Source organism: Mucilaginibacter tolerans (assembly GCF_030519375.1).
Taxonomy (GTDB): Bacteria; Bacteroidota; Bacteroidia; order Sphingobacteriales; family Sphingobacteriaceae; genus Mucilaginibacter.
In genome coordinates this window covers 185,898-209,687 of sequence record NZ_JAUMKB010000005.1, presented here as the reverse complement: position 1 = coordinate 209,687, position 23,790 = coordinate 185,898, and the positions used below count along the sequence as shown (strand labels likewise).

Below are 23,790 nucleotides of genomic sequence, written 5' to 3'. Positions count from 1 at the left end.
ACGATCTGTTTAAAAAATATTAATCAAGAAAAATTTAAATCAATTCAAATGCAATTGCCATCAATTTTGGCTGCTGCAATTGCTATCTCAAAAATAATTAAAATCATTTTCAAAGAAAATACATTTAAAAATTATTCTATTTGTTCGCCTATTGAAGTGGAGCTATCTGTAAACTCTTTTATTTGAGGTAATTCGTTCAGGTCATTTATACCAAAGTAATCCATAAATTGTTGACTTGTGCTATATAAAATAGGCCTGCCGACGGTATCAGACTTCCCAACTATGGTAATCAATTCCTTTTCCAACAACTTTTGAATAGAGTATTCGCTGTTAACTCCGCGTATCTGTTCTATCTCCAGTTTGGTTACCGATTGCTTGTAGGCAATGATAGCCAGAGTTTCTAATGCAGCCGGGCTCAGCTTCTTTTTTGAACGCTGTAATTGCAACAAGCTGATAACGGGGTGATATTGCTTTTTGGTGAGGAATTGGTATCCATTCGAGATATGAACCAATTCGATTGCGAAATTATCGTCCTGGTATTTCTTTATAATTTTATCCAGGTTCAGTATAACCTCTTCTTTGGAAAAATCACGCTCAAATGCTGATTGAAGGCAGTACATAATCTCTTCAAGCCGGATACTTTGTTCAGAAGAAAAAATGAGTGCTTCGATATATAGTTCGGGATTCTCCATTTATTAGTTACTCTTTAAAATTCAAATATGCAAAAAGATATGTTTAGTGCAGATAGTTAATGCCTCATAAACTTATTCCGGATAGATTTTCACAATTGGGGAAAATTTTTGATGGAAAAGCAAACATTGAGGAAAAAAATGCAATACGTGGTGGAAATTAATTCCACAGTCAATTAATAAATAAAGTAATGGTTAACTTATTTTATAGCAAAAAGCAGACTTACTAAAATGTGGCACAAGATTTGGCTTATATTATGCGACCCCCACAAAGGGCTGTTTTTCATAGGTAGATGTAGAGGCCGGAAACTGCGAGAGTAACCGGCCTTTCTTTTTAGACTCAAGAACTAAGATACAAGATCCAAGACTAGTATTTTGTCAGTGAAAAGCTGGGCCTTTTCTGTCTCTTGATTCTTGACTCCCGGCTCTGTTCGTAATTAATAGTTAATAACCTGTTCTTCTATTTGCGCGGGGATTTCACGCCACTCATATTTTTGGGTACGCAATTGCGGCACGAAACCTGCTTCTCTGATAGAATCCTGAATGCCTTTGGCCGTAAAACGATGTGGTGCACCTGCAGCGGATACTACGTTTTCCTCGATCATGATGGAGCCAAAGTCGTTGGCACCGGCATGGAGGCATATCTGGGCCACTTGTTTACCTACTGTAAGCCACGATGCCTGTATATTTTTGACATTCGGTAGCATGATGCGGCTTAGTGCAATCATGCGGATATATTCATCACCCGAGACATTGCTGGTTATGCCGCGAACTTTACGCAATAAAGTACCATCATCCTGGAATGGCCACGGTATAAAGGCAATAAACCCGTAATGACCCTCAGGTTTTTCAGCCTGGACTTCGCGTATCCAAGCCAGGTGTTCAAACCGTTCTTCGATAGTTTCAATATGACCGAACATCATGGTAGCCGAAGTTGGCAGGTTGATCTTATGGGCGGCACGCATCACATCCAGCCATTCTTTACCACCACATTTGCCTTTGGAAATTAAGCGACGCACACGGTCATTCAATATCTCTGCACCAGCACCGGGCAGCGAATCGAGACCGGCTGCTTTTAGTTCACTGAGTACATCAATATGGTTCATATTCTCCAGCTTTGCCACATGAGCAATCTCCGGCGGACCTAATGAATGTAATTTTAAGGTGGGATATAATTCTTTTAGCTGCCTGAACAGACCAGCATAGAATTTTAATCCAAGATCAGGGTGATGTCCTCCCTGAAGTAACAGCTGATCGCCTCCATAACGGAAAGTTTCCTCGATCTTTATTTTATAGGTTTCTATATCTGTGATATAGCTATCCTCATGCCCTGGACGACGGAAGAAATTGCAAAACTTGCAGTTGGCGATGCAAACATTGGTGGTGTTCACATTCCGGTCTATCTGCCAGGTAACTTTACCATGCGGAACCTGCTTTTTACGCAGTTCGTTAGCCACAAACATCAGCTCAGAAGTTGGAGCATGATGATATAAATGAACGCCTTCCTCAATACTTAGGAAATCAAAATTCGACGCGCGTTGCAGCAGATCGGCTGTATTCATGGTAGCAAAGATACAAAGTAGGAGGGGAAAGGTGAATACGATTAAACAGATTAAGCGATTGACAGGATGATCTTGTTGCAAAATCATGATAATCTTATCAATCCTATGATCGTATTCAAACTACTTTTCCCTTATCCAATCGCAGCACCTTATCCACACTATCCGGTATTTCGTTTTGGTAATGGGTTACGTAGATCAGCGTGACATTACTCAGTTCGCAAATAGTATCAACCAGCATTTTAAAATGCAATTGCTGGTGCAGGTCCATTCCCTGGCAGGGCTCGTCGAATATCAACAGCGTTGGATTTTTAATGAGTGCACGAGCCAGTAAGCATAGCCTTTGGACACTTGCGGGAATGTTTTTCAATAACACCCGAGCATAACGGTCGATCTCCAAAGCTTTCATCCATCGCAAAGCAATTGCCGATTTTTTCGGATCGCTCGGACGAAATAATCCCATCGTATCATAAAAACCCGATTCGATCACCTGCAGGCAACTGTTATCTGTGGGGAAATATTGGTATAGTTCAGGTGATATAAAACCGGTTTTACTTTTAATATCCCAGATGCTTTCACCTGTGCCGCGTTTGCGGTCGAAAAGAATAATATCGTTGGCATACGCTTGCGGGTTATCCGCATTAACCAGACTCAACAAGGTGGATTTGCCAGCACCGTTTGGTCCTAATAACGCCCATCGGTCTCCTTGTTTGATCTGCCAGTCTATATTTTTCAGAATTTCCTTTTCGCTATAGGTAATGTTGATGTTGTTCATTCTCACTATCCATTCGTAGGATGGGATAGTGGTCATATTTAAGAGCGCCGATAATTCTTCCAAATCCAGTTTGCCCTTGTCGACCTGAGCAAAGCAAGATGCATCAAACTCTTTTGCTGGTACTTGTTGGTTTATAAGCCCATCTTTAAGTACAGCTACATGGGTTATAGCGTCCGGGATCTCAAAAGGCGATGTCGCCATAATGACTGATATCCCTGATGAAATAATAGCAGCAATGATCTGATTAAACTCTGCACGGGTCTGTACATCGAGCCCTGTTAATGGATTATCTAACAGCAATATCAACGGGTTTTTTATCAACGCTGCCGCGATCAAAAGGCGTTTGGTTTCGCCGTTAGATAATTTGATCAGTTGCTTGGATCTTAAAGCATTCAAATTAAGCCTTTGCAATACTCTTGGCAAATCCCAATAGCCGATAGTCTCTGAGTAATGTTTGATTGCACCCAGGTATTCCTCAACTGTCAAAGCGTCTTCCGAATCAGATGAGTTATAACGCTGCTGATAATAAAAATCGCTGATGTTTGACAAGTTTCGGAAATGGTGTCGTTGTTCAACAAAGCCTATTAGTTTATGAAATGTAAGGTGTGCCTGGCCGGAACGATGCTCCTTCAAATAATCTTCATGAAAATTATATTGGATATCGCCCGCAGAAATATGGAGCTTGCCCGCAATGGTTTGTAATAATGCGCTTTTACCAGATCCGCTTTCACCAACGACCGCCCAATGCTCGCCACGATTTATAATAAAGTTCAGATCTGAAAAAACCAACGTATTACCCAGTTTAAGGGAAGCATGATTAACGGATAGTAAAGCAGTATTCATTGATGGTAATATGCGGGGGCAATTTAGGGATTTTGTTTGTGGATTGTATTAGTGGTGGTAGCTATAAAGATTCAAACCAATAAAATGGATATCACCAGTCTAACCAAACTTTAAAGCAACTTCATTTGTAATTATCAGAACAAATCTATCTATGAAAAAGCTAAACTTATTGCTGCTGACAATGGTATTATTTGCCCTAAGCAGCTGCTCGGTTATTACGGGCATATTTAAAGCGGGGGTGGCAGTTGGGGTGATCGCGATACTGGTGGTCGTGATCATCATTATCTGGATTATCTCTTTGTTCACCAGGAAGTAAAAACAAAAGCGCCCCCTGGCAAACCCGGGAGCGCTTTCTTTTTCAAACTAAAAAGGATTATTTCTTTTTAGTAGTGTCTTTTTTAGTGGTGTCAGCAGACATTTTCATTTTGCTAGTGTCTTTTTTAGCAGTGTCTGTAGCCATTTTCGCTGAGTCAGCCATTTTCGCTGAGTCAGCCATCTTAGCAGAGTCAGCAGATCCTGAACCACCTTTACCTTTACAAGCAGCAGCAGAAACAGCGATAGCTAAAGCTAAGAAACCGATTTTGAATGAATTTTTCATTTTAGTTTTTTTAAATAAGTGATTAATAGTTTTGCCTATTAATACCATAAATGAAAAAAGGTAACCCGTAATTTTCAAAAAATTATAGATTACCTTCAAAAAAAGTATAAAAAACTAATAATCAGTACAGAAACTAAAATGAATTAGTACTGTTCAGAAATTATTTCTTTTTAGTAGTGTCTTTTTTTGCAGTGTCAACAGCAGCTTTAGTAGTGTCTTTTTTAGCAGTATCTACAGCAGCAGGTTTTGCAGTATCAGCTTTAGCTGAGTCAGCAGATGAAGCAGATGAGCTACCTTTGCAAGCAGCAGCAGAAACAGCGATAGCAAGAGCTAAGAAACCAATTTTGAACGAATTTTTCATGTTAAAGTTTGTTTAATGTTTAGCATTAATACAGCAAATCAGAAAAGGTAACCCTACATTTTTTAAAAAAATATTAAATTATTTGTCAGATTGATAAAATATCCGGGGTAACAATAAAAAGGGGCAGCCCGCTGCTGTGGAACCACCCCCAAACTATAACACGTATTTAAATTGGTTGCTATTTTTTCAAACTATCTTTCTTTACCGGTTCTCTCCCGGCTCTGCCGGTTGTATCTATTGTTTTTTGGGTCGTATCGATTGTCGTTTTAGGAGTGTCTATTTTTTCTTCCGAGCCGCTTTTGTTTTTACTCACGCATGATGAACATGAGGAAATTGAGAACATAAATGCCACTGCCAGTACCCCGATTTTTAATGATGTTTTCATGATTTAATGTTTAAAGTTTTGCATTGATACAGCAAAATCAGGAAAGGTAACCCGGCAAAAAAATATAAAAAAAGGCAGCCCAGAAACGGGTTACCTTTTACGATCGAACAGAATTAATAGCTCAAACATTACGGCTTTTTGGTCGTATCCTTTTTAGTTGTATCTGTTGTCATCGGAGCTTTTTTGGTTGTATCAACCACGGTTGTTTTAGTTGAATCGACTACCTTGGTGGTATCGGTAGTGCTGGTTGAATGGGTGCCTTTACAAGCGGCAAATGAACCGGTAATCAGGACGGCTAAAGTTAATTTACTAATGTTTTTCATGTTGATGATGAATTATTTAATGGATTGAATTAAAAATGGTATGTTGAGCACAAGCAGATAACGGCAATACTTTTAAATTTGTTTTTAAATAATTTGCAATTAATGGGTTACAATTTCGCTTAAATAGTATTAATAGTGAATACAGAATCAAAGAGTTCAATACCAACCGACAGCGAGATTGTTTTTGGGATCCTAAATAACTCGGAAAATGCGATAAGAAGGCTGTATGTAGCCTATTTTCCGATGGTGATGCAGCTGATACTAAATAACAACGGAACGCCGGACGACGCGAAGGATATATACCAGGAGGCGATCATTGTTCTTTATAATAAAGTAAAAAAAGGTGATTTTGAGCTTAACAGCAAGCTAAAGACATTTATTTATTCGGTTTGCAGGCGGCTTTGGTTAAAAAGACTGAGCCAGATGAACCGATACGGTGGCGATATTCATGATTTTCATGAGCACTTGCCCGTAGAGAGTGAAGTAGAAGAGCAGGGAGAACGGGATATTCAGTTTACTAAAATGCAAAGTGCCCTGCAGCTGCTGGGCGAACCTTGCAAAACTATCATAGAGGATTTTTATATCCACAACAGATCGATGCAGGAGATCTGTGAGAGTTTTGGTTATACCAATGCGGATAATGCCAAAACACAGAAATATAAATGCCTGCAAAGGCTGAAGAAGTTATTTTTTCAGCAGAAATAAAGGAGCAAAGAAATGAGAGACGAGCAACTTATAGAAGCAATTGAACGCTACCTCAATGGCGAGATGACCGCCGAAGAGCGTAATGCGTTTGAGCAACTTCGCCGTGAGAACGCTGAAATTGACAGCCGTGTTGTTGAACACCAGCAATTCACTGCGTTGTTAAGGCAATATGGTGAGCGGGTAGCGCTTGAAAAACGTTTGAATGCCATCCATCAGGAGATAGACGTACATGCAATAGCCGACGAGGTAACCGCTCATCCGTCGTGGATAGTGCAATTGTGGAGGCACCATCATTCAAAAATATCGGTGGCTGCTTCTATCGCTATTATTGCGGTATTAGCTACCCTGTTTTTTTCCGGCTATTTAAATAACAATAATTCGTATACTGAGTTGGGGCGGAAGGTTGATATCCTGAATAACTCAAACAAAAAGATCATCAAATCCATTAATGATATCAAGTCGGCTCAAAGGCCATTGCCGTCAGATAAATACCGTGGTACCGGATTTGCAATTACTTCGAATGGACTGATTGCAACAAGTTATCACGTAATCAGCGGGGCCGATTCTGTATACGTTCAGGATGTTGCCGGAAGATCATATAAAGTAAAAGTAATTTATAATGATCCGCAAAGTGATGTATCTATCTTAAAGGTGGTTGACAGTTCGTTCAAAAACCTGGGACAAGTCCCTTATACCTTTAAACGTTCAGAGAGTGATTTAGCTGAAAATGTGTTCACCTTTGGCTTTCCACAGGATTCTCCTGTGTATGGCGATGGCAGGCTAACTTCAGCGAACGGTTTGAACGGTGATACGCTGGATTATGAAATATCGGTTCCGATCAACCCGGGAAATAGTGGCGGCCCATTGCTGGATAGCAAAGGAAATGTGATAGGTATAGTAAAGGCTAAAGAAACCCGTTTGGAAGGGGTGCATTTTGCACTTAAATCGGGTTACTTATTGAATGCGATTAAAAACATCCCGGAAGATTCGCTGACCAAAATTCCTGTTTTAAACACAGAGAACACTTTAGCTAATCTTACCCGTCAGCAACAGGTTAAAAAGATTAAGCCATATGTGTTTATGGTGAAAGTATATTAATTTGAAAATTAAAATATTTAATAGTGAAAATGCTCTTTTACAGGGCATTTTTTATGCAAGTCATTTTCAAATTATCAAATCAAATAACCTTCACATCAACGATCTACTTCGCCTAATACGAAATCTATTGAACCGATAATGGCGATCAGGTCGGCTATCATAACATCTTTCGCGATGGCTGGTAGCACTGACAAGTTGCAGAAGCTCGGTCCGCGGGATTTTACACGGAGTGGAATTTCCGTATCATCATATCTTATATTACCGGTTTTATCTATTGCTTTTACTTTTTGATGAATAAAGTAAAAACCCAGCTCGCCCTTGGCACCTTCACCTCTTATATAAAAATCTTGGGGCTTAGGTACCAACTTTCTCGGCATTTTAGCCCGCGGATCAAAATCGGGAGTGCGTTTTAATTCTTTTTGTAGGCGGTCAAGGCATTGCTCAACAATTCTAAGCGATTGTGCCACTTCATCCACACGCACTTTATAACGATCCCAGCAGTCCCCCACAGTGCCCATTTCGCCTGCGCCTACCGGAACTTCAAACTCCAATTCAGGATAAACGGAATACCCGTCAATGCGACGCAGATCCCATTTTAAACCCGAACCACGCAGCATGGGTCCTGAACAGCCATAGTTGATAGCCACATCCATGGGTAACACGCCCACATTTGCAGTACGACTGATGAATATCTGGTTGTTGGTCAATAGATCATTAAGCTCGGTTAATTTTGGTTTGAAGTAATCCACAAATTCACGACAACGCTCCTCGAAACCAACAGGAAGATCATAAAACAAACCACCCACCCATATATAATTATAGAGCATTCGTGAGCCTGAAGCCCATTCCAGCATGCCCATAATATGCTCTCTGTCCCTGAAACACCATAAGAAAGGAGTAAAGGCACCAATATCAATGCCGTAGGTCCCGATAGCAATGAGGTGGGAAGCAATACGGTTGAGTTCGCAAACCAGTACACGGATATATTCAATACGTTTTGGAATATCTTTATCGATGCCCATCATCCGTTCAACGCCCATCGTCCAGATATGACTGTTGTTCATGGATGCGAGGTAATCCATGCGGTCAGTGAAAGGTATAGTCTGCTGGTAGGTTAACGACTCAGCGTGCTTCTCAAAACAACGGTGCAGATAACCCATGTGGGGGATTACTTCCTTTACAATTTCGCCATCAGTGATCAGCTCCAGCCGCAAAACACCATGTGTTGACGGATGCTGCGGACCCATATTCAGCACCATTTCCTGAGCGGAGGCCTCCGTAATCTTCTTGTTGTAGCGTTCTAATGCTTCTTCGTATTTTGAGTTTGTGATGTTCAAAGTGCGATCAATCTATTTTTATTCCTTTATAATATTCCGCTGTTTTATAGTCTTTTCTTAAAGGGTACCCTTCCCAGTCGTCTGGCATAAGGATACGCCGCAGATCAGGGTGGCCTTCAAAGAATATCCCTTCCATATCAAATGCTTCACGCTCATGCCAGTCGGCTGAGCGGTAAACAGATGAGATAGTTGGAAAAGATGGCAAATTATCCAAATCCCGGTTATTTTCTTTGCTGATTTTTAAAGTCAGTTGAGTTTGATAGGGTATAGATGCCAGGTGATAAACTACTCCGAACCGATTTTCTTCGACACCATAATCGACTCCGCTGAGACAGGAAAGAAAATCAAAATAAGTTTGTGGATTATCGCGCAACTCCAGGCATACACCGGCTATTCGGTCTGGATCGATTAACAGAGCAGGCTGCAAACCTGTTGTTTCTTCACCAACAATAATATTTTCACCGAATTTCTGAATAAGAATGGATTTGATCTCTTCGAGGTTCATGGTGCCAGGCGTACTTTCTTCCAGGTTTTGTTATCAATTTTTTTGTAGAGGATACGGTCATGCAGCCTGCTGCTTCTTCCCTGCCAGAACTCGATCAGTCTTGGCTTCAAAATATATCCACCCCAGTAAGATGGTTTTGGTATCTCTTTATCTGCGTATTGTGTTTCTGCCTCATTGAATTTACTTTCCAAAATTTCGCGATCGCCGATCTCCTGGCTTTGTGGCGAAGCAATAGCGCCTAACTGACTGGCACGCGGACGGCTATGAAAATATTCGTCAGATTCCTCTTTACTGATTTTTTCGATTGTGCCTTCAATGCGTACTTGTCGTTCCAGACTAATCCAATAGAAAAGGAGTGACCCCAGCGGATTTTTTGCAATTTCTTTTCCTTTGCGGCTAAGGTAATTAGTGTAAAAAACAAAGCCGTTATCATCAAAACCTTTTAATAATACAATTCTTGCAGATGGCCGGCCATCGGAAGTTGCAGTCGCCAGCGTCATTGCCGTTGGTTCGGCAACTTCCGCCTTCAAAGCTTCGTTAAACCACTTTTCGAATTGTTTTATTGGATCAGAATTCGTATCTTTTTCAGATAAAGAGGCCGAAAGGTATTCGCTTCGTATATCTTTTATATCTTTTGGGTTCATTATTGCAAACTTACAAATTAATTGTACCGTATATTAACTAGGTATTTTTTAATTTAACAAATGCATCTAGTTTTACGTTTATATGTTACCCCTAATTATATATTAATTGTTTATGCTAAGTACTATTTCACCTGAGTCGGGACGTTTACTGATATCTGAACCCTTTATGATCGACCCCAATTTTAAGCGGTCGGTAATACTGCTAACGGAATACGGAAGTACGGGTTCTATGGGGTTTGTGTTGAATCATCAGAGTGAATACATGCTTGGTGATCTTTTGCCCGAGCTGCCTTACTCAGAAATGCCTGTTTATATTGGTGGACCTGTGGGGGAGGATACATTGCACTTTATTCACCGCTGCCCGGAAAAAATCGAAGACGGTATCGAAATAGCAAATGGTATCTATTGGGGTGGTAACTTTGATACCGTAAAAACCCTGGTAACCAATTATCAATTAACCGATAGCGAAATACGGTTTTTTACCGGCTATTCGGGCTGGACACCCGGCCAGCTTGATGACGAGATTGCCGAGGATACCTGGATAGTGACCGATAAATTTACGCCCGACATTATATTCTCTCATGATGATCAGAACATCTGGCGGCAGGTAATTATAAGTATGGGACAGCGCTATGCCCACATCGCCAATTTTCCCGAGAATCCGGATATGAATTGATTCGAGTCCGGAAGACAGTAAGTCGGAAAGAAATTATCGGCAACCATAAAAGATCTTACGGACTTATGCTGACTTGCCGACTTCCTGACTATCCCTCCATCTCCCTTGCCGATTCCTCTACTTTTTTCTTGAGATTTTCTTTGTAATCGATCAGGTTTTTTACAATATACTCGTCTGCTGTTGATACGATCTGGGCTGCCAGAATACCGGCATTTTTAGCGGCATTGAGGGCTACTGTTGCCACAGGAATGCCATTAGGCATTTGCAGAATGGATAGGATAGAATCCCAGCCATCGATGGAATTGCTTGACTTTACAGGGACGCCAATTACAGGCAGGTGAGTTAACGAAGCGACCATGCCCGGCAAATGTGCGGCACCACCGGCTCCGGCTATAATGACCTTCAAACCGCGATCAGCAGCTGATTTGGCGTAGCTAAACATGCGTTCGGGTGTGCGGTGGGCTGATACTACGGTGATCTCGTAAGGGACACCTAATTCTTTTAAAACATCGGCTGCGTCCTGCATCACGTTAAGGTCAGATTTGCTACCCATGATGATGCCTATTTTAGGTTGGTTATTCATTCTTGATTGACTTTTTTGAGGATCGTCTGGCAATAAATATGATCGATCCGATAATAAGGGTTATTATTAAAATAATTACAAACGCGTATTTAACACCTTTAATGACCAGGGTTTTGTCGCTCCAAACCGAATTGTGCTTTGCCCGGCCTGTAAATTTAAAGGTACTAAAAAAGGAATTTAAACGCTCATCATTCCTTTGAACAGGTTGGCTAAACCACATCCCCTCGCTAATCAACTTTTTATTATAATAAAAAGTGCGGTAATAAAGGTAATATCCAACAGTATCCTGGGTGCTATGACACTCAAATTCCACACCTTTAACCCCGTCTACGGTTATTTCTTTTTTGTAAATTAATTTACCATGAATGGTTTTAAGAAAATTTGCTATTGATTCCCTGTATAATGAGCTAGCAAAGTTTCTGTACAAAAAGTCAACGGAGCCCTCTTCGACGCCATAACTGCTTGCTGAATAAATGACGTCATGGTAAGCAACTTCGTAGGCGACACTAGTTAGGTGTGTTGTGATCCTGGGTGTATCGGGAAACGAAACGATAGCCTCGTTTGCAATGTTTTGGACATAGTTAGGTTTATGCTGGCCATAAACCGTTAGTGTGAAAATTGAGACCAGTAAGACTAGTATGCTTTTTTTCATTGATGCATAAGTGCTCAGCTTATCACTTTCAAAGTCTTCTGCACAAACCTTGCCTTTTCAATGGCTTTATCCCTGTCAATATCCACTATTGTAACGTGGCCCATTTTACGAAAAGGTTTGGTTAAGGCTTTTCCATATAAATGTATATAAACACCCGGGCATTTTAACACATCTTCAATACCCTTGTATATCGCCGGTCCTTCATAGCCTGCCTCACCTAATACATTGATCATGATGGCATTATTAAGACAGGCAGTATCTCCTAAGGGTTGATTGAATATGGCACGTAAATGCTGCTCGAATTGCGAGACCACATTTCCTTCGATGGTTTGATGACCGCTGTTATGCGGTCGTGGCGCCAGCTCATTTACCAGTATTTTCCCATTTCTGTCAAGGAACATTTCTACTGCCAGCAAACCAACTATATTCAGGCATTCAGCCACACGTTTGGCAATACGCTCGGCTTCCTGATGCACCTCAAACGGAAGGGTAGAAGGGGCGATCAGAAATTCTACCAGGTTGGCCTGTGGATTAAATTCCATTTCCACCATTGGGAAAGCTTTTATTTCGCCATCCTCGTTCCGGGCAACTATTACTGCTATTTCCTTTTCAAAATCAACCAAGCGCTCAATCAGGCTTGGTTCTTTAAACGCATTTGGAAGATAGGATTCATCAACAACTCTATAAACGCCTTTACCATCGTAGCCGTCGCGGCGTAGCTTTTGGATATATGGGAACGGGATATGACTGTTGTTTAATTGCTCTGGCGATGAAATGATCTGGAACTCAGCTGTAGGTATATCGTTTTCTTTAAAAAACTGTTTCTGCAAGCCTTTATCCTGGATGAGGCGGATAATGCGCGGCTGCGGATAAACCAGTACGCCCTCTTTTGCCAGTTGTTCCAGCGCATCTACGTTTACCTTCTCAATCTCGATGGTCAGCATATCCACCTTTTTGCCGAATTTATATACCGTCTCGTAATCGCCCAACGAGCCGACTACAAATTCGTCGCATAGCTTTTTGCATGGTGCTTCACGGTCTGGGTCGAGCACTTTTACCGTTACGTTATAGTTGATGGCTTGTTGAATCAGCATGCGTCCAAGTTGTCCGCCGCCTAAAATTCCGAGTTTGAGGTCTCCGTAAAATGCTTTCATTTATTGATGCAAGTTTACCTAAATTTTTTTAAACCTTATTCTCTTGTCCTGATTGCCGAAGCTTGTTTCTTCCTGGTTAGCCTGTAGTAAAAAATGCAGTTGGTGAAAAAGAACACTGTACCAGTCAGCAAATAAGATGTTTTGGTTAGAGGGTTAGTCGCTACGAAGAAAACTGCTATGATAAACAGTATCGATCCTTCAAAATAGAGTAATAATCTACTGATCGTGCTATTCCAGTAATTGGGATAATATAGAAATAACATTGGCAGCGACATAACCGCGATGATAATTCCCACAAAGAATGTGCTCTCCATAATTAATGATACGGCGTGGCCATAATCATGTTCAGCGGAGCGGGTCAGGATAGCATAATAAATGCAGTTAACTGCGATGGAAATAAGAATTGCAATTATGATGGTTTTCAGTAAAATCAGCGGTAGTCCTTTCATAGATATAGCATATATATGTTGCAAAATTAAGGCAATTATTCCTTATCGGTCTTAATGCAATGTCACAAGTGATTAATAACAGTGCTCGTTACACTGGTTGAGGGTTCTTTGTCATTTCGTTGTCTGCAATGAGTGCTACCGGCAGACCAATGCATACGATCAAAGCAACAATTCCTTTAAGTAAACTGATTAATTCGAGATGCCCATGGCTTTTTGGGATGTTAGTCATCGGCAGGACCACATAATTCATGATGCCCCATATTGCAAGACCATAAACTATACCAACCAAATATCGGCTTTTTAGGATTTTTACTACCCGCGGGTACAGCAAAAACAAAATAACGGTAAAGAATGCAGCAATCAGATAATGAAAAATCAAGCCGAAAACAATCATATATGTGCCACCCGACATAGCTTGCCTGCCAAACCAGCCGCTTGCTATAAACTTGAATATAATAGCCGGAGGAATTTTATAACTGATCAGTATAGCAGCCAAAGCATCCAATGTGCCTGTTAGCAAGCAAGTTTGTAAGATAATAACGCATTTACTTTTGGGGCGTCTTGCCATTGAGGCCAAATTTCCATGAAGGTAGACAAAATAGCAGTGATAAATCAAGCCATTTTCTGTAATAAATTTGTTCATTTAAAATTATTTATCTTATAATCAGATAATTACATATATAAGCGGATTTTTATAGAACTATGTATTGCATAATACTATATAAAACATATATATTTGAGTTAATTCAAAATAATTAAATCAAAAAACCATGAAAACGATCCTTATTGCTCTATTCCTGTTGGTAGCCGGCAGTACTATGAGCTTGGCGCAATGCGACAAAAAAGTAAGCCTTGTCTCCGCAAAAACTGAACATCTGGATGCATCCGGTCAACTAAAACATGCTGAAGACGAGAAAACTACAGTTGAATTTAATAAAACAGATATTTGGGTTTCAGTTACGAAAGACAATGGAGAAGAGGAGAAAATGACAGGTAAAATAAACTCAAACATCTGCAATTGGCAGACCCCTTTTAAAACAGGAAAAACCTTGCTTAATATTACCCTTAGCCGCGATGATGGCCAATCACGTGATTATACAGTAACGATAGAAGGTAAAGAGGGGAAGATTACCCTATGGGCCGAAAGCAAGGAAGAGCCTGATGATAAAATACAACTCCCGATAGATAAGTTTGAAGAGAAAAATTAAGAATAGAGAACGTACACGCTGAATAATTAAATAAAGGTGCTTGCATGCTAGCACCTTTTGTATTATGTGTAGGTTTGACATGTAACATATAATTTACATTTAGCTGAATATGGTTTTTAAACTAATGTTTTTTATTTTTCTCAAACTATTTTAAACTTTCAAAAGTTAAGCTGGTATAGAATTTTTTGAACGATTATTCGTTTGAGAAAAATAAATGGTTAGAATTACAAACTATTAACGAACATAACTGAACATGAAAAAACCTATTTTAATTGTTGCTGCATTTTTAACATTTAGCGTATTTGCAAATCAATCATTCGCACAAGCTGCACCCGCTGCTCCGGCTACTGCTGCACCCGCAGGTGGGGGCGATGTAGTTGCTTCTGCTACTTCATCTGATAATTATACTGCATTCTCACTAGCCTTACGTGCAGCTGGTTTGACCGAAACATTGGAAGGGGCTGGCCCATATACCATTTTTGCACCGACAAATGAAGCATTTGGAAAGATTCCTTCAGCACAGCTGGATGCCTTGATGAAAGATCCAGCAAAGCTGGCTGCTGTAGTAAAAGGACATATTATAAGCGGCAAGCTGATGAAGGCTGACGTAATAAAAGCACTTACTACCGGTAAAGGTAAAGCCACTTTAAAAACTCTTGACGGACAGGATTTGACACTATCTGTTGCTAACGGCAAACTGCAATTAGCAGACGCCGCTGGTAACACAGCGTTAGTTACGTCATTTGACCTTGCGGCATCAAACGGAGTAATCCATGGTTTGAATGGCGTGCTGGTTGGCAAATAAACCATAGTAATCAAAATTTCTTCTGTATACAGCCCGGATGTAAAATGTCCGGGCTTTTTCTTTTTCAATGGATCAAAAAATACTTTTGTACACCAAAAACTATTGCCGATTTCTGAGCGTTATATAAGCAAGTTACTTCACTGAACGTAAGTTTCTTGTAGGTCTATTTAGTGCCCTATAGTCGGTTACAGAGACAGTATTTTTGCTTTTCGTTTTATTTTAAAAAGAGTTGTCTAAATACTTGATAATTAGGGAATGTTTTTTTTATTTTTAAAACATAATGGCCCATCCGCTTAATATCATCGAAATACCTGCACTAATCTCAAAAAAGATAGTGAGAAAGATTGTATTTGCTGAGTCGGGCTTAAGTATCGAGAAGCCATTAAGCATTGATGGCGATCTGTTTATTCCATGTGAAGATATAGCTGGTTTTAGGTTCGGCATTAAGGATATGCACATTTTTGATATGACCTTTTGCCGGAGATATTTTATCGAGGTAAAAGATTATCAGAATAAGATATATCGCCTAAAACTGAATAGCTATTATGGCTTTAAGCGGGAAGCATATTATCAAGTTTGGGCCGAGTCGCTGGATTACTTCTGGGACTTTTATATGGAAAGCCAATTAAGCTTTTATATGGAGTTGTTCAATATCAGGCAGACTTTTGAATTGTCAGGAGTTACTTTTAATTCCGATGGTATAAGTTGGGATGATAATAGCCTGAATTGGAACGAAATAGCTGTAAGTAGTTATCAAACCCATTTCGTGATTCATCACGTTGAAGATCTGGCGCTTTCTAAATGCTGTGTTTTCTCCATCCATTGGAATGCGGTCGTTTTGCAGACCTTGCTCAAGGAGATTATTAAACAGCCAATCAGGGCCCGCAAATCTTCCTGGTTGTAAGTTTCTCTATTACTTCAGGTACTCGCCGAGGTATTCGAAGATTTTCTGTCTTATATTCTCAGCATCAAACATAACGCCGTAGTGAGGTGCGTTTGGTACAATGATCAGATCGTTTTTTACGCCTACAGCTTTTAGCTTTTCACTTAACGAAATCGCCTGATCCGGATTAACTGATTCGTCTTTTTCACCCTGGACAATCAGAAATGGAGGGTCGTTCTTGTCAAGATAGGTAACCGGACTCGCTTTTTTTGCTTTGAGTTCATTATCTGCAACCATTCCGCCGAGTAACAGAGTGATTGGGCTGCGTGGATCATTTGAATCATGGCCCTTGAGTGTCAACAGATCAATCGGGCCATAGAAATCCAACACAACTTTTACCTTGAAATGCGGCTTTTTGCCATCCGAATAAAAGTCTTTAACGGTATTATTGTTCGATAGCCCAACCAGATTCGCCAGGTGTCCTCCGGCGGAAAAGCCAATTAACGCAATGCGGTTTTTATCCAATTGATATTTGTCCGCGTTCTGGTAAAGAAACTCTAATGCCTGGTTGCAGTCTTGTATTTGCGCAGGGAAAATGGCCATAGTACTCCACCTGTAATCAATTGAGGCCACGGCATAGCCTTTTTCAATAAATTCTTTGAGGGTATTTTTCATGTAACCCATGTCGGCATATTTGTCGTTGGACATCCATGCACCACCATGTATCCAGACCACCACCGGGTAACTGTTTTTTCCGGTTGGCGGTACGTAAACATCCAACATATGCTTTTTCAGGGTGTCATTGGCATAAGGGATATTGTCGTAATGCACAGTGCCAGCAGGGAAAACATCTCTTACAGGGTTGAAATTTTGAGCTGAAATTTTTAAGGATATAAAAGCTAAGCTGATAAAAAACAAAATCCTTTTCATAGGTAACATGGATAATCCGATGAAGATAGACATATCAGCTTATTTAAGCAACTGGAGTACCTGCTGCTTTAGCTTTACCGAAAAGACTTTCGCCTTCTATTTTCTTCTGGAGCTCGATAATCGCGCCTATCAAGGCTTCAGGACGGGGAGGGCAGCCTTGTACGTATACATCAACAGGTATTACCCTGTCGACGCCTTTTACTACATGGTAGCCATGTTGCCAGTACGGGCCGCCACAGTTGGAGCAAGACCCCATCGATATTACATATTTAGGCTCAGGCATTTGCTCGTATAAGCGTTTAATGCGTTCAGCCATCTTAAAGGTTACTGTGCCTGCTATGATGATTACATCAGCCTGACGGGCTGAAGGACGAGGGAATACGCCAAAACGGTCCATGTCGTATGTGGAGGCGAAGGACCCCATCATTTCTATGGCGCAGCAGGCAATACCGAAACTCAATGGCCACAAAGATGACAACCGCGCCCAATTGAGCAGGTCGTTCATTTTGGTCACTACCACACCGCCGCTTTCATTCATATTTTCAGGATTCATTACCGGGCTTTTTAAAAGTTGGTTTAAACATCGGTTTTCTTATAGGCTGTGGGTTCTCAGTAGTAGTGGTAGTAGCAGTTGCAGTCGGGGTGGGTGGAGGTGTAACGGCTTCAAGAGTAAATCCCTTTACCGTATAGGCACTTTGCTTCTTATTTAGTTTCTCATATAATGAAACGGGTACCTGTGTATCTACAACAGGTTTTATGGGTTTTGGTTTTATCCAGTCAAGGTCGCCTTTTACCCAAACATATACCAGGCCTAATATCAGTATGCCCAAAAATATGAACATTTCTGTCAGTGACAGCCAACCCCAGCGGGAATCAATTTTTGCTGCTTCGTGGCTACCGAATACCGTCGCCCAGGGTAAAATGAAGATCATTTCCACATCGAACAGCAAGAAGATCAGTGCGATAACATAAAATCTCGAATTAAACGGAACCCATGCACTGCCGACGGTTTCTTCGCCGCATTCGTAGGAGGTTAGCTTTTCGGGGGTAGGGTTTTTAGGGGCGATCATGCGTGATACAAAAAATGCTACTGACACCATCAAAATTCCTATAATTAGAAAGATGAGTATCTTGCCAAATTCTGATATTTGCGAAACCCCTTGCATGACTACAAATTTACGAAAACAAACAGACTTTGACGCAATAATAATAGGTGCCGGTGCATGCGGACTGATGTGTGCCGTGCAGGCAGGCTACCTGGGCAAGCGTGTTTTGGTACTGGAGAAGAATGATCGCCCGGGTGCCAAAATACTGATCAGCGGTGGCGGACGGTGTAACTACACCAACCTGTATTCGTCGCCACAGCAATTTATATCGCAAAACGAACATTTCTGCAAGTCGGCTTTTGCGCAGTGGACGGTTGATGATACGGTTAGTTTCTTTGAGACTTATGGTATTATTGGTAAGGAGAAAACTTTGGGGCAGCTCTTTCCGGTAAGTGATAAGGCAAAGGATGTAGTAAGTGTGTTTACCAATCTTTGCGACGATTTTAAGCAGGAGATATGGTGTGATACCGAGGTTGTAGGTGTTGAAAAGGTTAAAAACGACTTTGTAGTCCATATCATAAGAAATGGAAATGAACAGAAACTGTCAGTTCCAAAAGTAGTTATGGCTGCCGGGGGATTGCCGATCCCTAAAATGGGTGCTACTGATTTAGGGTTGAAAACTGCCCGGAAATTCGGGTTGAAAATAGCTGAAACGGCCCCAGCGCTTGTGCCACTCACGATAACCGGGAAAGACCAGGACTGGTATGCCCAACTATCAGGCAATAGCTTGTTTTGCCGGGTTTGGAACGATAAGATAAGCTTTGAGGAAAATATTTTGTTTACCCATTGGGGATTGAGCGGTCCGGCCATACTTCAAATATCCTCTTATTGGCGACCGGGAGAATGGATATACATCGACCTGTTGCCGCATCAGAATATTATTGAACTGATACAACAGGAACGGGAAGCAAATGGCAAAAAAATGCTGCTGGCTTACCTTTCTAATTTATTTACGAGAAAATTTGCTGAGGCAATAAGTGACAAGCTGCCGGTTGATAAAAACCTGGCTTCATTAAGTAATGCTGACCTGGAAAATATATCCGTATTGGTACACGAATTCAAAGTAAAACCGGCAGGGGACAAAGGCTATGATAAAGCCGAAGTAATGCGCGGCGGTGTATCAACTGACGAACTATCATCCAAGACATTAGAAGCAAAGAAAGTTCCAGGTTTATTTTTCGGTGGCGAATGTGTGGATGTAACCGGCTGGCTTGGCGGCTATAATTTTCAATGGGCCTGGGCGAGTGGATTTGTTATAGCACAGAATATGTAGCTCAAAGGTTAAAGCAGAAGGGCCAAAGCAAAAAGCATCGCTGTTTAGTTAAAACCTTTCGCTTTCAGTTTTCACCTACAAAAAGTACTTTTGAACTTACCTTGATCTATGACAAAAAAATTCCTTGGGTTAACAGGCTATCAATGGACTTGCATTTTATATGTGGCGGTGGCTGTTTTTACCTGGCAGCTCAAATATTTCAGGCATATCGATAATAATTACCTCATCTTCCGTGACTCGTGGTATCATGCCCGTGCACACCTGAATTTGTATGCAGCTTATCCCAAAGAATATGGCGATATCTATTATTACGGGCCTTTATTCACCCTGTTTGTTGCCCCGTTTGCTATTCCGCCCGAGTTTGTGGGTTTTTTCCTGTGGGAAGTCGGGAACGCCTTAGCCGTGATCCTCGCCGTAAGTATGTTGCCGTTAAATAACAAGCGTAAAACTATCATGCTGCTATTGTGCGCCATAGAGTTCGCCAATTCGATATTTTATATGCAGTTCAACCCGATGATTACCGCGGTGATCGTCATCAGTTTTATACTCGTAGAGAAGGAGAAGGAACGATGGGCAACGCTGCTGATCGTCGCGGGTACTTTGGTGAAACTATACCCGGTTGTCGGACTGGCGTTTTTCCTGTTTTCAAAACATAAAGAGCGGTTTGTGATATGGACTTTTATTTGGGCAGTAGTGTTGTTCTTCGCACCGATGATCGTGTCAGGTCCTTCGTTTGTAATACAATCCTATCATCAATGGATGGAAGCGCTTAGCATCAAAAACGCCATGAATACGGGGTTGAATACCTCACAAGATATGTGCATAATGGGGGTTGTAAGGCGATTAACGGGTAATGTGCATGTGCCTAACCTGCCATTTCTTATAGCAGGTGCTGTTATTTTCGTTTTGCCTTTGCTGCGGTTTAAACAGTTTCAATCTTACAAATTCAGGTTACAGATACTGGCCACCTCTCTTATTATGGTAGTGATCTTCAGTACTGGCGCCGAGCACCCAACCTTCATCATTGCCGTAGCCGGGTGCATGCTGTGGATGCTGATTCAGCAAAAGCCTTTTACTACAACCAACATCATACTGATCGTATTATTGCTCGTAGTAACCGGCCTTGGTCTTACCGATGCTATGCCCAAACCCATACGACAGGATATTATTGCTAAATACTCTATAAAAGCCTGGCCTTGTATTGTTGTTTGGGTGATGATATCGTGGGAGTTGTTGTTTAAGGATTTTATTTCCAAGGAATCTTTAAAGGAGGAGCAGTTAGTATTATCGAATGCGTATGCTAGGCCATAAGCTGGGAGCTTTAACAATGCTCAATACGAGCTGAAAGCTCGCGGCAGCAGTTTGCGCTTGGTAAATTATTTATTTGAATTGAAGCTAATACCATCTAGATCGTACTGTTTTTCCAAAGCAAGCAAACTCTCCTTGGATACTTTTGGAATGATGAAATTATTGTTTCTAACGTGATCTATAAATTCTTCATCTATCTCTAAATTCGGATGCTTTTTCAGATAATATAGGTAATAAAGTGGCCATACATAAACGCCATCCGAAAAAAAGTCGTTATTACCTATTGGAGTGCCATCCTCTTCACGAAGAAAAGACATCCAACCAAATAGGAAATGTCCCGCGGATAAATAATCGATTATAACGTTTCGCAAGCCGTCATCCTCATTTTGTTCTTGAAGCATGTCAGGTAAATCCTTAGCACCAGGTCTTCGTGGATCAAATCTTGTGATAAAGCCAACGTATTTCATTATTTTCTAGTTAGTTTGGATTTACATTTACCTGAATAGTTAAAATCACTGCTGCTTATGCGCAGCCTTCACCTGCTTAAAGTAATCGATCAGTTTACCAATATTATTAATATTAAACTGGCCTGATTGTATCTTATCTACCACATCGGGCTCGTCGCCCATAATGTCGCTCATTACATCTTTAAAGTTCATCGGTGTCAATTGCTGCATGGTGGCCGTATTGGTGCCATAGTAATAAGTTGCTATTACCTTACCTTTTCCGCCGCCACCACCACCGAGGTTGATACCTACTCCTCCGCCAAAACCTCCATAACCCCCGGTGCCAATACCTCCGCCAAACTCCGGCGAAACAGAAACGCCGCGTTTGCCGGTACCACCACCGCCTGTAGCCACATCAGCTGCATACAATTTGGTTTCTTCGTCCAACGCTACCTGCACAAAGTCAAGTTCCTTTTTACTCCAGTTTGAATTACCGGGGGCGTGCGCTACAACAAAACTATCGCGACCTATCATGAACGATTTCAGATCGCTGGCGCTGAGTTTGTAGGGGTTGGCTTTACTGTCGTCCTTAAATTCAATGTAGCCTTCGTCTTTAATCGGACCTTTACTGGTAGGGTTCTCGCGGATCAGTCCTGTTACCTTATTGCCTTTGATATCGGTAAACGAGCCGGGCTGCCATTTTTGGGCTTTAACATCTACTGTTATGAATAATAATAAGCAACAAGCCAATCCAGTCAATTTATATCGTGTCATCCTCTACAGTTTTCTGGTCACTTTTCGTGGCGTTTATACCAAAAATAATGACTTAATATAGCATCCATATCATCATATTTATATTCCTGGTACTTTATTTCATCAAGTAACGCTGGCTCCGATGAAAATATTTCGGTCATCTCCTTTAAAAAGTTCGATCTCTTAAGTTGAGTAATATCATTAGGGTTGGTTCCATAATAATATACGGTCTTTTCGTATGGTTTACCTGCGCCAGTCGTGACCATCATGCCATTTGATTGCATGGATTGTAAAAGCGGTTGTTCATTAAACTTTGATTCATATAACTTGACAGTACCATCTACAATTACTCGTATAAATGGCCTTCTTTTCATGCCAAACGCATGGATAACTACAAAACTATCGACCATGGCAACATAAGCTTGCATACTATCCGCCGGTATTTTACGTCCCCTGCTATTTTCTACAGTTTTAAAGAAGATAGCATTTTGTACTTCCTGAAAATAATACTCTACGTCTTGTTCCCTGGTGACCCATCCAATAAACTTATTTCCTTTCAAATCATAATAACAACCTGTTTGCCATGCTCTCTGTGTTTTTTGCTGGGCCGTTGCAGCATTAAGTAAAACTAAAAACTGAATCGTCAAAAAGAATAAAATTGTACGCATAAGATTTAGATATTTGAGCGTATAAATATATTCATAATACAATGATTGTTGACCTAAGAAGCGATACTGTTACAAAACCAACCGCGGGCATGCTCGAAGCCATGTGGCATGCTGAAGTAGGGGACGATGTTTTTGGTGAAGATGAGACCGTGAATGCTCTGGAAGAAAAAGCTGCAAAAATGTTCGGGATGGAAGCAGGATTGTTTTGTCCGTCAGGAACAATGACCAACCAGATCGCTATCAAATGTTTTACCCAACCAATGGACGAACTTATTGCCGACCAAACCTCGCACGTGTACCGTTATGAAGGTGGAGGCATTGCATTTAACTCGGCTGTGTCAACACGTCTATTAAATGGCGATCGTGGCAGGATCACTGCTGAAATGATAGGGCCGGAGATTAATAGTGCTGAAAATGTACACTATCCCCGCACCAGTTTGATTGTATTGGAGAACACCGTGAATAAAGGCGGGGGCAGTTGTTATACAATCGCGGATATTAAGCCGATTGCAGAGTTGTGTAAGGATAAAGGTTTGAAACTGCACCTCGATGGCGCGCGCATCTTTAATGCTTTAACTCACACAGGTGATAAAGCTGTTGATTATGGAAAATATTTTGACGGTATTTCAATATGCATTTCTAAAGGATTAGGCGCTCCCGTGGGATCAGTTTTGTTGGCTGATAAAGCGACTATAAAATATGCGCGCCGGGTGCGTAAGGTTTTGGGAGGAGGAATGCGCCAGGCCGGCTTTTTAGCCGCAGCAGGTATTTATGCATTAGATCATCACATAGGGCGGATGAATATAGATCATGCCCACGCCCGTGTACTTGCTGAACAATTGGTGCAATGTAGTTGGGTGAAAAATGTATTGCCTGTGGATACCAATATCGTGCTGTTTGATACAATTGAACCTGCAGAAGTGGTTTTAAAGAAGTTATCAAATAAAGGCATTAAAGCCAATAGCACCGATACCCATCGGATCCGTTTTGTGACGCACTTGGATATTCACCCGGATCAGGTGGAATATGTTGTTAAAGCTCTGAAAGAGCTTTAGTCCGTAAGTCCGTATAAGT

General features: G+C 41.1%; 31 protein-coding genes. 10 read left to right on the top strand and 21 right to left on the bottom strand.

Annotated elements, in window-relative coordinates; all coding sequences use genetic code 11:
• Nucleotides 1–131 precede the first annotated feature (131 nt).
• From scpB to Q3A68_RS09360, 3 genes are all read right to left on the bottom strand, one after another.
• A complete protein-coding gene (scpB, locus tag Q3A68_RS09370) occupies nt 132–692 on the bottom strand; it encodes an SMC-Scp complex subunit ScpB (RefSeq protein WP_302900810.1) in 561 nt (186 codons plus the stop codon).
• A gap of 434 nt (nt 693–1,126) precedes the next feature.
• Nucleotides 1,127–2,251 (bottom strand): CofH family radical SAM protein, encoded by a 1,125-nt coding sequence (locus tag Q3A68_RS09365; RefSeq protein ID WP_302900809.1) that lies wholly within the window; start codon nt 2,249–2,251, stop codon nt 1,127–1,129.
• A gap of 115 nt (nt 2,252–2,366) precedes the next feature.
• Nucleotides 2,367–3,866 carry an ATP-binding cassette domain-containing protein gene (locus Q3A68_RS09360; RefSeq protein ID WP_302900808.1) on the bottom strand — a complete coding sequence of 500 codons (1,500 nt, stop codon included), beginning with the start codon at nt 3,864–3,866 and terminating at the stop codon, nt 2,367–2,369.
• Between the two features lie 151 nt (nt 3,867–4,017).
• On the opposite strand from Q3A68_RS09360, the gene Q3A68_RS09355 reads away from it, so the two are divergent.
• Nucleotides 4,018–4,182, top strand: coding sequence for a phosphatidate cytidylyltransferase (locus tag Q3A68_RS09355; protein ID WP_302900807.1), 165 nt, complete (start codon nt 4,018–4,020; stop codon nt 4,180–4,182).
• A gap of 57 nt (nt 4,183–4,239) precedes the next feature.
• Here the strand turns inward: Q3A68_RS09355 and Q3A68_RS09350 are convergent, their stop codons facing one another.
• From Q3A68_RS09350 to Q3A68_RS09335, 4 genes are all read right to left on the bottom strand, one after another.
• Nucleotides 4,240–4,542, bottom strand: a complete 303-nt coding sequence (locus Q3A68_RS09350) for a hypothetical protein (RefSeq protein ID WP_302900806.1) — start codon at nt 4,540–4,542, stop codon at nt 4,240–4,242.
• Nucleotides 4,543–4,624: 82 nt separating this feature from the next.
• The gene (locus Q3A68_RS09345) at nt 4,625–4,825 is read right to left on the bottom strand and encodes a hypothetical protein (protein WP_302900805.1); all 201 of its coding nucleotides are present in this window, start codon (nt 4,823–4,825) and stop codon (nt 4,625–4,627) included.
• Between the two features lie 178 nt (nt 4,826–5,003).
• Entirely contained in the window at nt 5,004–5,210 is a 207-nt protein-coding gene (locus Q3A68_RS09340) for a hypothetical protein (RefSeq protein ID WP_302900804.1), read from the bottom strand.
• Nucleotides 5,211–5,338: 128 nt separating this feature from the next.
• Nucleotides 5,339–5,533, bottom strand: a complete 195-nt coding sequence (locus Q3A68_RS09335) for a hypothetical protein (RefSeq protein ID WP_302900803.1) — start codon at nt 5,531–5,533, stop codon at nt 5,339–5,341.
• Between the two features lie 135 nt (nt 5,534–5,668).
• Here Q3A68_RS09335 and Q3A68_RS09330 point away from each other — a divergent pair, with 135 nt between their 5' ends.
• Complete coding sequence (locus Q3A68_RS09330; RefSeq protein WP_302900802.1) at nt 5,669–6,238, top strand: RNA polymerase sigma factor; 570 nt, start codon at nt 5,669–5,671, stop codon at nt 6,236–6,238.
• A gap of 12 nt (nt 6,239–6,250) precedes the next feature.
• Nucleotides 6,251–7,336 (top strand): S1 family peptidase, encoded by a 1,086-nt coding sequence (locus Q3A68_RS09325; protein ID WP_302900801.1) that lies wholly within the window; start codon nt 6,251–6,253, stop codon nt 7,334–7,336.
• A gap of 95 nt (nt 7,337–7,431) precedes the next feature.
• Here Q3A68_RS09325 and Q3A68_RS09320 read toward each other — a convergent pair whose 3' ends face one another.
• From Q3A68_RS09320 to pdxH, 3 genes are all read right to left on the bottom strand, one after another.
• On the bottom strand, nt 7,432–8,595 hold the full coding sequence (locus tag Q3A68_RS09320; protein WP_302900920.1) for an NADH-quinone oxidoreductase subunit D: 1,164 nt from the start codon (nt 8,593–8,595) through the stop codon (nt 7,432–7,434).
• An 85-nt stretch (nt 8,596–8,680) separates the two neighbouring features.
• Nucleotides 8,681–9,178: an NADH-quinone oxidoreductase subunit C gene (locus Q3A68_RS09315; RefSeq protein WP_302900800.1), complete on the bottom strand. Its 498-nt coding sequence runs from the start codon at nt 9,176–9,178 to the stop codon at nt 8,681–8,683.
• The gene (pdxH, locus tag Q3A68_RS09310; RefSeq protein WP_302900799.1) at nt 9,175–9,822 is read right to left on the bottom strand and encodes a pyridoxamine 5'-phosphate oxidase; all 648 of its coding nucleotides are present in this window, start codon (nt 9,820–9,822) and stop codon (nt 9,175–9,177) included. The genes Q3A68_RS09315 and pdxH overlap by 4 nt, the downstream gene beginning before the upstream one ends.
• 112 nt (nt 9,823–9,934) lie before the next feature.
• Between pdxH and Q3A68_RS09305 the strand changes: the two genes are divergently transcribed.
• Nucleotides 9,935–10,498 (top strand): YqgE/AlgH family protein, encoded by a 564-nt coding sequence (locus Q3A68_RS09305; RefSeq protein ID WP_302900798.1) that lies wholly within the window; start codon nt 9,935–9,937, stop codon nt 10,496–10,498.
• Nucleotides 10,499–10,586: 88 nt separating this feature from the next.
• Here the strand turns inward: Q3A68_RS09305 and purE are convergent, their stop codons facing one another.
• The 5 genes from purE to Q3A68_RS09280 form a co-directional block, all read right to left on the bottom strand.
• Nucleotides 10,587–11,081, bottom strand: coding sequence for a 5-(carboxyamino)imidazole ribonucleotide mutase (purE, locus tag Q3A68_RS09300; protein WP_302900797.1), 495 nt, complete (start codon nt 11,079–11,081; stop codon nt 10,587–10,589).
• Complete coding sequence (locus Q3A68_RS09295; protein ID WP_302900796.1) at nt 11,074–11,733, bottom strand: hypothetical protein; 660 nt, start codon at nt 11,731–11,733, stop codon at nt 11,074–11,076. Before Q3A68_RS09295 ends, purE begins: the two co-directional genes overlap by 8 nt.
• A gap of 14 nt (nt 11,734–11,747) precedes the next feature.
• Entirely contained in the window at nt 11,748–12,887 is a 1,140-nt protein-coding gene (locus tag Q3A68_RS09290; protein ID WP_302900795.1) for a 5-(carboxyamino)imidazole ribonucleotide synthase, read from the bottom strand.
• A 35-nt stretch (nt 12,888–12,922) separates the two neighbouring features.
• Complete coding sequence (locus tag Q3A68_RS09285; RefSeq protein WP_302900794.1) at nt 12,923–13,336, bottom strand: hypothetical protein; 414 nt, start codon at nt 13,334–13,336, stop codon at nt 12,923–12,925.
• 88 nt (nt 13,337–13,424) lie between these two features.
• Complete coding sequence (locus tag Q3A68_RS09280; protein WP_302900793.1) at nt 13,425–13,979, bottom strand: hypothetical protein; 555 nt, start codon at nt 13,977–13,979, stop codon at nt 13,425–13,427.
• Between the two features lie 127 nt (nt 13,980–14,106).
• Here Q3A68_RS09280 and Q3A68_RS09275 point away from each other — a divergent pair, with 127 nt between their 5' ends.
• From Q3A68_RS09275 to Q3A68_RS09265, 3 genes are all read left to right on the top strand, one after another.
• Complete coding sequence (locus tag Q3A68_RS09275; protein ID WP_302900792.1) at nt 14,107–14,544, top strand: hypothetical protein; 438 nt, start codon at nt 14,107–14,109, stop codon at nt 14,542–14,544.
• Nucleotides 14,545–14,797: 253 nt separating this feature from the next.
• Nucleotides 14,798–15,349 (top strand): fasciclin domain-containing protein, encoded by a 552-nt coding sequence (locus tag Q3A68_RS09270; protein ID WP_302900791.1) that lies wholly within the window; start codon nt 14,798–14,800, stop codon nt 15,347–15,349.
• 280 nt (nt 15,350–15,629) lie between these two features.
• Nucleotides 15,630–16,253, top strand: coding sequence for a hypothetical protein (locus Q3A68_RS09265; RefSeq protein WP_302900790.1), 624 nt, complete (start codon nt 15,630–15,632; stop codon nt 16,251–16,253).
• A gap of 9 nt (nt 16,254–16,262) precedes the next feature.
• On the opposite strand, the gene Q3A68_RS09260 is transcribed toward Q3A68_RS09265, so the two are convergent.
• Genes Q3A68_RS09260 through Q3A68_RS09250 form a run of 3 tightly spaced genes read right to left on the bottom strand, consistent with a single transcriptional unit; the run spans nt 16,263 to nt 18,328 of the window.
• Entirely contained in the window at nt 16,263–17,162 is a 900-nt protein-coding gene (locus Q3A68_RS09260; protein WP_302900789.1) for an alpha/beta hydrolase, read from the bottom strand.
• A 43-nt stretch (nt 17,163–17,205) separates the two neighbouring features.
• On the bottom strand, nt 17,206–17,715 hold the full coding sequence (locus Q3A68_RS09255; RefSeq protein WP_302900788.1) for an NADH-quinone oxidoreductase subunit B: 510 nt from the start codon (nt 17,713–17,715) through the stop codon (nt 17,206–17,208).
• The gene (locus Q3A68_RS09250) at nt 17,705–18,328 is read right to left on the bottom strand and encodes an NADH-quinone oxidoreductase subunit A (protein WP_302900787.1); all 624 of its coding nucleotides are present in this window, start codon (nt 18,326–18,328) and stop codon (nt 17,705–17,707) included. Before Q3A68_RS09250 ends, Q3A68_RS09255 begins: the two co-directional genes overlap by 11 nt.
• On the opposite strand from Q3A68_RS09250, the gene Q3A68_RS09245 reads away from it, so the two are divergent.
• Complete coding sequence (locus Q3A68_RS09245) at nt 18,327–19,541, top strand: BaiN/RdsA family NAD(P)/FAD-dependent oxidoreductase (RefSeq protein WP_302900786.1); 1,215 nt, start codon at nt 18,327–18,329, stop codon at nt 19,539–19,541. The genes Q3A68_RS09250 and Q3A68_RS09245 overlap by 2 nt on opposite strands.
• A gap of 108 nt (nt 19,542–19,649) precedes the next feature.
• Nucleotides 19,650–20,852, top strand: coding sequence for a glycosyltransferase family 87 protein (locus tag Q3A68_RS09240; protein WP_302900785.1), 1,203 nt, complete (start codon nt 19,650–19,652; stop codon nt 20,850–20,852).
• A 65-nt stretch (nt 20,853–20,917) separates the two neighbouring features.
• Here the strand turns inward: Q3A68_RS09240 and Q3A68_RS09235 are convergent, their stop codons facing one another.
• From Q3A68_RS09235 to Q3A68_RS09225, 3 genes are read right to left on the bottom strand one after another with little or no spacing between them, the layout of a single operon-like run.
• Nucleotides 20,918–21,316, bottom strand: coding sequence for a hypothetical protein (locus tag Q3A68_RS09235; RefSeq protein WP_302900784.1), 399 nt, complete (start codon nt 21,314–21,316; stop codon nt 20,918–20,920).
• Nucleotides 21,317–21,361: 45 nt separating this feature from the next.
• Nucleotides 21,362–22,069, bottom strand: coding sequence for a hypothetical protein (locus tag Q3A68_RS09230; RefSeq protein ID WP_302900783.1), 708 nt, complete (start codon nt 22,067–22,069; stop codon nt 21,362–21,364).
• 17 nt (nt 22,070–22,086) lie between these two features.
• Nucleotides 22,087–22,716, bottom strand: coding sequence for a hypothetical protein (locus Q3A68_RS09225; RefSeq protein WP_302900782.1), 630 nt, complete (start codon nt 22,714–22,716; stop codon nt 22,087–22,089).
• A gap of 41 nt (nt 22,717–22,757) precedes the next feature.
• On the opposite strand from Q3A68_RS09225, the gene Q3A68_RS09220 reads away from it, so the two are divergent.
• A complete protein-coding gene (locus Q3A68_RS09220) occupies nt 22,758–23,771 on the top strand; it encodes a threonine aldolase family protein (RefSeq protein ID WP_302900781.1) in 1,014 nt (337 codons plus the stop codon).
• Nucleotides 23,772–23,790: the final 19 nt, after the last annotated feature.